Genomic DNA, 9,020 nt, shown 5'->3' with positions numbered 1-9,020 from the left:
CGTCGAGGCGCTCCGCGCGGTGCGGAGGGCCGGCGCGACGGGCGACCTCGTCCTGGCGCACAGTGGCGACCCGCTGAATCTCGTGGGCATTCTCACGCCGGGCGCCCGGGTTTCGCCCTTCTCACACCAGATCATCGCCTACCGCGACGGCATACCGGTCGACGTGGGTCCGGTGGGGGCTGTCCGGAGCCGGCTGCAGCTGCCGCGGGCCACGGCGCGCTAGCCCGCAGTCCGCCGCCCGCTCGCGATCAGAGAATCCCGAATGGAGACGCTCGTACGATGAAATTCGGTCTCGCCCTCGACTTTGCCACCCCGGTCCGGACGCTGGACCAGCAGATCGACCGCTATGTGGAGCTGCTGCGCGTCGCCGAGCGGCATGGTTTCGACTCGGTCACGGCGGGCGAGGGGTACGCGACGCGGCCCGAGTGGGGGCACGTGTCGTCGCCGCTCCTGGTTCTGGCCGCCCTGGCCCCGCGCACGAGCCTCCGCCTTGGGACGAGCGTGACGTTGCTTCCGACGTGGAACCCGCTGAAGCTCGCGTACGACGCGGCCGCGCTGGACCAGATCAGCGGCGGTCGGCTCATTCTCGGGATAGGACTCGGCGGGCCGGCGGTCCAACGGCGCTTCGGGACAGACCCGGCGCGGGTCGGCGAATTCGTCGACGATGCGTTGGCGATGATGCGCGCGCTGTGGCGCGGCGAGAAGGGGTTTCACGGCTCCTTGCTCTCCACGGACCAAAGCATTGGCATGCTGCCCATTCGCGAGGGCGGACCGACTGTTTGGGTCGGCGGCTCGCTGCGCCGATCAGCCCGACGCGCGGCGCACTTCGGCGACGGATGGTGCGCCTCGACGAACTACGGCTTCGACGTGATCGCGCGCCAGAGCGCGCGGTATCGCGAGGAGCTGGCGAGGGAGGGAAAGCCAGCCGCGAATGGGACGGTCGCGATCAACCGACTCGCGGTCGTCGCCGATTCCGACTCCGCGGCGCGCGCCGCGGCGCGCATCTACGCCGGGCGGGTGCTCCAGCGATACGCGCGCAACGGCGCGCTGGGGAGCGATCCCGAGGTGGTCTCGGGCGAGCCGGGCCAGCTCTTCGAACGGTTCGACCTTGACTGGTGCCTCGTGGGCACACCCGACGTCGTCATCGAGCGAATCCAACGCTACGTGGACGCGGGTGTGACCCAGATCCAGATGCGTGTCAGCCCGGACGATCTCCCGCTCGACGTCGCCGCACGGTCCGTAGAGCTGATCGGTGAGGCGGTGCTTCCGAAGTTCCAGTAAGATCGAGGTCAAAGCAAGATTCGCGCAGCGCGCGGCGCTGGGGGCAGGGGGAGACGGCAATGGGCATGGTGAATGCGCGATGGAAGGCGAGCGGGCTGCGCCCGTGGAACCTTGGGCGCTCGGTGGGAGCGCTGTTGGCGCTGCGCCTCCTCCCGATCCTCGCGCTCGCACAGCCGGTCTACGCGCAGTCGCAGCAGGTCTGTCAGCCGACCATTACCCTCGACGCACCCGCCGAAAATGCGACGCTGCGCGATCCGGCGGTCGCCACGGGCTGGGCGGCCGACCTGGCCGACTCTTCCGGCTCGGGGATCGACGCCGTCCACATCTACCTGGACGGCGAGGCGGGAGGGACCGGCGTGGGGCTGGGCGAGGCGACGACCGGGCTCCCCAGGCCAGACGTTGCCGCCGCGTACGGGCAAGCGCGCGAGCGCTCCGGTTGGAGCTTCCCCATTGACCTGCGCACCGCATCGCTCGGGGGCCACGCGCTCTACGTGTACGCGCACACGCGCTGCGGCTGGTCGTGGGCGCGTCGCGGCGTCAACGTCGCGCCCGAGACCGGATGGGCGCTGATGAACCCGCCCGAAGCGCGAAACTCGCACGCCGCCGTCTGGGATCCGGCTGATGGGCAGATGCTGGTCGTCGGCGGGCGAGGCGGTGGCGCGCTGGCCGACCTGTGGACCTATCGCCCCGCGAACGACACGTGGACGCCGCTCGACGGTCCAAACGCCGGCCTCATCGGCCACACGGCGGTGTGGGATCCCATCGACAGCCAGATGATCGTCTATGGCGGGCTGCGGGGGAAGGAAGAGGACCAAGGATCGAGTCTGTGGAGCTACAAGCCGACGACTCGGACCTGGTCGCAGCTCCATCCGACCGGTGATCGTCCTCGGCCCCGCGCCTACCACTCCGCGGTGTGGGATTCCAGCAGCGGGCGAATGCTGATCTTTGGCGGCATCGGCGGGCGGTTCGAGGCGTTCAACGACGTGTGGAGCTACGATCCGCGCGCGGATGCCTGGGCCGATCTCTCCCCGCAAGGCTTCGTGCCCGAGGAGCGCTTCTTCCAGAGCGCGGTGTGGGACCAGGACGATGAGCTGATGCTGGTATTCGCGGGAGCGAATCCAGTCGACGGCCTCATGAACGATCTCTGGGGTTTTTCGCCGGCGCTCGATGCCTGGGTTCCCATCGACCCGACGGGGCCGTCGCCGACCCCCCGGCTCTCGCAGAGCGCCGTCTGGGATCCGATTCGATCGCAGATGCTCGTCTTCGCCGGCGGGTGCGGCGGCTGCTACCTGGACGATCTCTGGAGCTACTCGCCGGCGGACAACACCTGGTCGCTCATTCCGATGGGCGCAGTTGCGCCCGCGCGCCGGGGAGGTCACAGCGCCGTGTGGGACGCGGCGGATGGCGAGATGCTCGTCTTCGGCGGGAGCGCATTGAACGATCTCTGGGCCTACCGGCCGGCTACGGCGACCTGGAACCAGCGCGTATCGCGGGTCGTCCCCGCGCCGGCCATGGCCGAGCAGGCGAGTGTCTGGGACTCCGCGCGCGGTCGGATGCTGCTCTTCGGCGGCAAGGACGGCAGGGGTGACCTCACCCCCTTCAATGGAATATGGAGCTACACGCCAGCGACAAACGTCTGGGAGTACATTACGGTCTCGGGACCGGCGCCAACCCCGCGCAGCGGACACACCGTGGCGTGGGACGACGTGAAGGGTCGCGCGCTCCTCTTCGGAGGGGCTGGTCGCGACGGAAAGCCGCTGGCAGATCTCTGGATCTACGACACCGCGCACAATGCGTGGAGCGAGCTATCGCCGACCGGCCAAGCGCCGAGTGCCCGAGCCGCGCACGCGGCGGTGTGGGACGCGGCGGACGGGCGGATGTTCGTGTTCGGGGGGATGACGGACAACACGAGCTACCTGGACGATCTTTGGAGCTATGATCCGTCCGCGAACGCGTGGGGCCGCGTTGACGAGGGCGCGCCATCGCCCGATGCCCGTGCGCGCCACGCCGCCGTCTGGGACCCGGCCGGTCGTCGAATGCTGGTGTTCGGCGGTTACCGCGGGCTGAGTGGCTATTCGAACGAGCTGTGGAGCTTCAGCCCATCCAGCGAGAGCTGGACACGGATCGACGGAACAGGTGGGCAGCCGCCTGCCCGCGCCAGACACGGCGCGGTGTGGGACAGCAAGCAAGGGCAGATGCTGATCTTCGGCGGCTACGTCGGGGGCGTCGACTATCTCGACGATCTCTGGAGCTTCCAGCCCAGCACGGGGCTATGGACGCGCTTGTCGGCCGACTCTGGGCCTGGCCCGCGCGGCGATGGAACCGCGCTGTGGGACACCGCGAGCGGAAGTCTGCTCGTGTTCGGCGGACACGGTGGCGACGTATCTAGCGATCTGTGGAGCTATCGGCCGTCCGCACCCCGGGCCGCTCCAGCCGCGACCGAGGGCGATCGCGCTCCCGCGTAATCGGGCCCGACGCTCCGAGGGCGCTGGGTTCTTTCAGCGGGATCGCAGGCGATCGGCGGAGCGTGCGATGGGCGCGACGCCGATCTGCTGGAGCGCGCTGGCCGGCGCTCGGCAGTCAGTGGCGCCCGTGTCGACGGGAAAGAGCGCCTCGTAGGTTTCGGGCGAACCGGCGAACCCCGCGAGGGTGACCGTGACGTGCACTGCGCCCATCGGTTCTCCACGGAAACATTGGCTCATGGTACGACCGCGATTTGGCTTCTAGAGTCCGGCGAGCACCGCGCGGTCACGGAGCAGCCACGTCTGGTTCGTCGGCAGCGAGTCCGGGGAAACCACGCGGCGGTCGTTGGCAGCCGTCAGCCACGCGACTCCGAGCGGCTCATCGACCGCCAGGACGTTGACCCGATAGAGCAGGGGCTTGGGTGGCATCGGATCGATGCCGATCACGACGTCGAGGGCCCACCCGCCCTCCGTCGCGGCCGCTGGACCCTGGACCCAGAGGTTTTCCGTCCTGGGGTCCTCGACAACGGCCCAGACGCGATCCGGGGGCTCCCGGCGCTCCGTCCCAGCGATCCGCACTCGGCTTCCGCTGACGGACACCGCGACGGCCTCGACATTCGTCGGAACTGGGCTGGCGGACGAAACGCCGGCCACGAGGGCTTCGGAGCGTCCATGGGGGAGCGAGAGCGCTGCTGTGCCGATGAGCGCGGTCACGAAGACGAGCGTCGCGCGCGCAGGCTGCAGCGGGCGCGCACTCCAGACGGCGCGCACCAGTCGAGCGGCGTACAGCGACAAATAGCCGAGCGTCATGAGCGCGATCACGAAGGCCCACACGGCGTTGTCCATCCCACACTCCTCAGAACGAACGTACGTTCCAATCATCTGTTCTGATCGGTCACGACGGGCTCACGCGCTCGGCAATATCGCTCACAAGGCCGTCTCAGCGAATCGCGGACGATGGAAGGGCGCGGGGGGCGGGCGCCGGCGGCCCGCCTTTCCGCGCTCGCGGGCACCGTGCTATCATCCGCCGAGGCCATCCCCAGCCCGGCCGCGCCGATCGCCCGTTCAACCGGACCAGTGCCAACCCCGGCCTGGGCTCGGGCGAGAGCGATTGGCTCATCGAGGTTGATTCGAGGAAGGTGATCGCACGATGGCGACTCCGGTCAATGCGCCAATGGTCGGCAAGATCCTGACCATCGTTGGGTCGGTCGGCGATCACGTCGACGAGGACGAGACCATCCTGGTGATGGAAGCGATGAAGATGGAGATCGAAGTCGTGGCACCAGCGGCCGGCGTGATCGCGGAGATACGGGTCGCGCCCGGCGACGCCGTGGATCCGGATACCGTCGTTGCGACGATCGATGAGGCCTGACAGTCGGTGAAGGTGTTCGACCCGGTCACGCTCGGGCTCGTCCTGGCCGTACTCGGCATGGGGGGCACGCTGCTCACACTGTTCGTGCTGAGCCTGATCGTCGACCTCCTGAAGCGGCTGTTTCCGCTGAGGCGAGAGCTGGATTCCGGCGCGTCGACGGGCCCCCGAGCGCCGGCGCCCAGCTAGATGGAGCGCGCGCTCCAGGCCGGCCTCAGCGGTCTCGTCGCCGGTTTTTCCGCCCTCACAATCTCCGAAGTGATTATGATGGCGATCGGCTGTCTCCTCCTCTATCTCGCGATCGCGCGAGGACTCGAGCCGCTGCTGCTCTTGCCCATCGGGTTCGGAGCGCTGCTCGTCAATATTCCCGGCGCCAATCTCATGGAGCCTGGGGGCGTCCTTCGCGTCGTCTACGATGCGGGCGTGCTCACGGAGCTGTTCCCGATCCTCATTTTCATCGGTATCGGCGCGATGACCGACTTCGGGCCCTTGCTCGACAATCCCCGCATCCTCCTCCTGGGGGCGGCGGGGCAGTTCGGGATCTTTCTGACGCTCCTGATCGCACTGCTGCTGGGGTTTCCACCGCTGCAAGCGGTCTCCATCGGCGTCATCGGCGCGATGGACGGACCAACGGCCATCTACGTCGCCAGCAAGTACGCGCCCGAGCTTTTGGGCGCGGTCTCCGTCGCGGCGTACTCGTACATGTCACTGGTACCCCTCATCCAGCCGCCCATCATGCGCGCGCTCACGACGGCGAAGGAGAAGGCCGTGGTAATGCCCGCGGTGCGCAGCAGCGCGTCCAAGACGACCAAGATCCTGTTCCCAGTGGTCGTGTTCATCGTCGGGAGCATCGTCGCGCCCCAGGGCACGCCGCTGCTCGGCACCGTCATGCTGGGTAACCTCATGCGCGAGTCCGGCGTGGTCCAGCGGCTCACGGGCATGGCCGAGAACGAGCTGACGAATATCGTGACTCTCCTCCTGGGGCTCGCCATCGGCGCGACGATGGCGGCGGATAAGTTTTTGACTCCGACGACGCTGCTGGTCCTTGCGCTGGGATTTCTCGCAATCTGTCTCGACACGGCATCGGGTGTGCTGTTCGGAAAGCTCATGTGCGCCATCACGCGCGGACGCGTGAACCCGCTCATCGGCGCGGCGGGCATCTCGGCCTTTCCCATGGCCGCGCGGGTCGTGCAGGTGGAAGGACAGCGCTACAATCGCCGGAACTATCTGCTGATGCATGCCATGGGCGCCAACACCGGCGGCCAGATCGGAAGCATCATGGCGGCGGCGATCATGTTGTCCGTCATCGCGGGCCTCGGAATCGGCTGAGCGCTCTTGCGCGACTCCACGGCGCGTGCGACCGCCCAACACGTCTCACCCCGGAGGTGACCTATGTGGGAAGAGATCGAGGCCCGACTTCGGTCGATGGAAGCGCGCGCGCTCCAAGGAGACGCGCGAATGGTGGAGCGCCAGCACAGCGAGGGGAAGCTCACCGCTCGCGAGCGCATCGAGGCCCTCTTCGATCCAGGAACGTTCGTCGAGGAGTTCATGCTCGCGGAGACGCAGGTCACGGACTTCGGGATGGCCGAGCGGCGGCAGCCCACCGACGGTGTGGTTGTCGGGACCGGCCGGATCGACGGCCGCCTCGTGTACGTCTTCGCCCAGGATCGGACCGTGCTCCAGGGCGCGGTGGGGCAGGCCCACGCGGAGAAGATCGCCTACGCGATCGACACGGCGCGCAAGATCGGCGTGCCGGTCGTGGGGCTCTACGACTCGGTCGGCGCGCGCATTCAGGAGGGGCTCGACGTAACCAAAGCCATTGGCCGAATCTTCCATGCCAACAGTCTCGCGAGCGGGGCGATCCCCCAGATCAGCGCCATCCTCGGTCCCTGCATCGGTGTCGCCGCCTATTCGCCGGCGCTCACCGATTTCACCTTCATGGCCCGGGGGGCCGGTCAGATGTTCATCACCGGTCCGGCCGTCATCAAACAGGTGACCGGTGAGGAGGTGACCTTCGAGGACCTCGGCGGAGCCAAGGTGCACTCCGAGGTCTCCGGATGCGCGGACGTGGTGACGGCGACCGACGTCGACTGTCTGGCCAGCATTCGACGGCTCTTGAGCTTCTTACCCGCGAGCTGGCGGGTGAAGCCGCCCGTTCGCGAGCGCCGAGACGACCCGGATCGCCGCGTGGACGAGCTCTTGGACCTCGTGCCCGAGGACTCGCGCAAGGCGTACAACATGGTGGCGGTGATCCGGCGTCTGGTGGACGAAGAGGACTTTTTCGAGATCAAGCCCCGATTCGCCCGCAACATGGTCGTCGGCTTCGGGAGGCTGGGCGGACAACCCGTCGGGTTCGTCGGCAACCAGCCAAACTGGATGGCCGGCGCGATCGACGTTGACGCGTCGGACAAGGCGGCCCGCTTCATCCGCTTCTGCGACGCGTTCGGCATACCGATCATCTCCTTCGTCGACGTTCCCGGGTATCTACCCGGTCGCGACCAGGAGCACGGCGGCATCATCCGCCACGGCGCAAAGCTGCTGTACGCGTACGCGGAGGCGACGGTGCCGAAGCTGACGGTCATCACCCGCAAGGACTACGGCGGCGCTTACTGCGTCATGTCGCCGAAGCAGATGGGCGCCGACCTGAACCTGGCGTGGCCGACCGCGGAGATCGCGGTGATGGGCCCGGATGCCGCGGTCAACATCATCTACAAGCGGGACCTCGCCTCGGCCGCCGACCCTGTCGCGAAGCGCGCGCAGCTGGTCGCCGACTACACGACGCGTTTCGCAAACCCTTACGTGGCTGCGGAACGGGGCTACATCGACGACGTGATCGAGCCGCGCGAGACGCGACGCGAGCTTTTGCGAGGCCTCGAGCTGTGCCTGCGCAAGACGGTCGAGCGGCCGCCGCGCAAGCACGGCAACATCCCGCTCTAGCGGCTCCTCCTCAGGAGGTCGATCGCTTCGCGAGGGGCGTCGTCGTCCCCGAGTGGCGCAGCCTTTCGGCCTTGCGGCAGAAGTCGTCCACCGTGACGATCAGCTCTGCGTGTGACCAGGTCAGGGGTGACACCGAGAGCGGCGCGCCGGTGTTCGGATCGAGCTGCTCAGAGAGCAGCCCGCCCGGGAGCTGGTGGGCGACCACCCAGTTGATGATGTCGCGCGCGGGCCGCAGGTCGGCTTCGGTCTTGGCCGTCGCGATGTGCCACTGCGCGAGCCACAGGGTGCAGATGAACCACGGATTCCCGGGCACGCGGTTGATGTCGGTCTCGACACGGAAGTAATAGTCGTCGCGGTACCGGCCGATGCCGCCGGCCGCTCCGTGGTTGGAGAGCTGGTCCGTGATCGCCTGCATCGTGTCGGCGATGCGCGCCTCGTCCGGCGCGTACATGCCGAACCGCCACAGCCCGCAGATCGCGCTGTCGATGACCATGTCGACGGTGAGCGTCGAGTCCTCCTCGACGGCGATCCGGCGGGAGAACCGGCCCAGCTCGGGGCTGTACAGGTGCGTGTCCGCGGCCTCGCGCAGCCGCTCCGCCGCATCGCGGTAGCGAGCGATCGCGGGCCCATCCCCGAAGAGCTCCGCGAAGTTCCGAGCCGCGTCGAGGCCGGCCCACACCGCGCCGACCGTGAACGCGTGGACGCCCCAGCGCTCCTCCCACAGGTCCCACGAGGGCTTGATCAGGCCGTTGCGATCGTCGACGTAGCCGACCATCCAGTCGGCGGCCGGCACGACCAGCGTGGAGTACAGGCCGACGATGAAGTCGAGGTTTCTGTGGATGCGGTAGTGCTGCCACAGAGCCCACAGCACGAGGCCTGTCTCGTCCTCCTGGATGGGCAGCGTGCGCACGCCGTGGCCGTCGACCCACGGCAGCCACGAGCTCCCGGGCAGGCCGTACGGCGTGTACTTG

General features: G+C 68.2%; 10 protein-coding genes. 7 read left to right on the top strand and 3 right to left on the bottom strand.

What is annotated here, in order from left to right:
* The 3 genes from VFC51_17925 to VFC51_17915 form a co-directional block, all read left to right on the top strand.
* Nucleotides 1-223 (top strand): hypothetical protein (locus VFC51_17925; GenBank protein ID HZT08907.1); only part of this gene is annotated, 223 nt, incomplete at its 5' end.
* Between the two features lie 56 nt (nt 224-279).
* Nucleotides 280-1,281 carry an LLM class flavin-dependent oxidoreductase gene (locus VFC51_17920; GenBank protein HZT08906.1) on the top strand — a complete coding sequence of 334 codons (1,002 nt, stop codon included), beginning with the start codon at nt 280-282 and terminating at the stop codon, nt 1,279-1,281.
* Between the two features lie 59 nt (nt 1,282-1,340).
* A complete protein-coding gene (locus VFC51_17915; GenBank protein HZT08905.1) occupies nt 1,341-3,746 on the top strand; it encodes a kelch repeat-containing protein in 2,406 nt (801 codons plus the stop codon).
* A gap of 33 nt (nt 3,747-3,779) precedes the next feature.
* Here the strand turns inward: VFC51_17915 and VFC51_17910 are convergent, their stop codons facing one another.
* Both VFC51_17910 and VFC51_17905 read right to left on the bottom strand, forming a co-directional pair.
* Nucleotides 3,780-3,956: a hypothetical protein gene (locus VFC51_17910; GenBank protein HZT08904.1), complete on the bottom strand. Its 177-nt coding sequence runs from the start codon at nt 3,954-3,956 to the stop codon at nt 3,780-3,782.
* 48 nt (nt 3,957-4,004) lie between these two features.
* Entirely contained in the window at nt 4,005-4,589 is a 585-nt protein-coding gene (locus tag VFC51_17905) for a hypothetical protein (GenBank protein ID HZT08903.1), read from the bottom strand.
* A gap of 304 nt (nt 4,590-4,893) precedes the next feature.
* Between VFC51_17905 and VFC51_17900 the strand changes: the two genes are divergently transcribed.
* The 4 genes from VFC51_17900 (at nt 4,894) to VFC51_17885 (ending at nt 8,049) form a co-directional block, all read left to right on the top strand.
* On the top strand, nt 4,894-5,115 hold the full coding sequence (locus VFC51_17900) for an acetyl-CoA carboxylase biotin carboxyl carrier protein subunit (protein HZT08902.1): 222 nt from the start codon (nt 4,894-4,896) through the stop codon (nt 5,113-5,115).
* 6 nt (nt 5,116-5,121) lie between these two features.
* Entirely contained in the window at nt 5,122-5,301 is a 180-nt protein-coding gene (locus VFC51_17895) for an OadG-related small transporter subunit (protein ID HZT08901.1), read from the top strand.
* Complete coding sequence (locus VFC51_17890) at nt 5,302-6,441, top strand: sodium ion-translocating decarboxylase subunit beta (protein ID HZT08900.1); 1,140 nt, start codon at nt 5,302-5,304, stop codon at nt 6,439-6,441.
* A gap of 63 nt (nt 6,442-6,504) precedes the next feature.
* Nucleotides 6,505-8,049, top strand: coding sequence for an acyl-CoA carboxylase subunit beta (locus tag VFC51_17885; GenBank protein HZT08899.1), 1,545 nt, complete (start codon nt 6,505-6,507; stop codon nt 8,047-8,049).
* Between the two features lie 10 nt (nt 8,050-8,059).
* Here the strand turns inward: VFC51_17885 and VFC51_17880 are convergent.
* Nucleotides 8,060-9,020, bottom strand: a 961-nt coding sequence (locus VFC51_17880) for a glycoside hydrolase family 15 protein (protein ID HZT08898.1), incomplete at its 5' end; no start/stop codon positions are given.

The organism is Chloroflexota bacterium (genome assembly GCA_035652535.1).
In the GTDB taxonomy this organism is placed as follows: Bacteria; Chloroflexota; UBA6077; order UBA6077; family SHYK01; genus DASRDP01.
This window is presented reverse-complemented; position numbering and strand designations above follow the sequence as displayed.

What these genes read in the sequence shown, in the direction of transcription:
- VFC51_17920 (HZT08906.1), top strand. Translation starts at nt 280, where the DNA reads ATGAAATTCGGTCTCGCCCTCGACTTTGCCACCCCGGTCCGGACGCTG.
- VFC51_17915 (HZT08905.1), top strand. Translation starts at nt 1,341, where the DNA reads ATGGGCATGGTGAATGCGCGATGGAAGGCGAGCGGGCTGCGCCCGTGG.
- VFC51_17910 (HZT08904.1), bottom strand. Translation starts at nt 3,956, where the DNA reads ATGGGCGCAGTGCACGTCACGGTCACCCTCGCGGGGTTCGCCGGTTCG.
- VFC51_17905 (HZT08903.1), bottom strand. Translation starts at nt 4,589, where the DNA reads ATGGACAACGCCGTGTGGGCCTTCGTGATCGCGCTCATGACGCTCGGC.
- VFC51_17900 (HZT08902.1), top strand. Translation starts at nt 4,894, where the DNA reads ATGGCGACTCCGGTCAATGCGCCAATGGTCGGCAAGATCCTGACCATC.
- VFC51_17890 (HZT08900.1), top strand. Translation starts at nt 5,302, where the DNA reads ATGGAGCGCGCGCTCCAGGCCGGCCTCAGCGGTCTCGTCGCCGGTTTT.
- VFC51_17885 (HZT08899.1), top strand. Translation starts at nt 6,505, where the DNA reads ATGTGGGAAGAGATCGAGGCCCGACTTCGGTCGATGGAAGCGCGCGCG.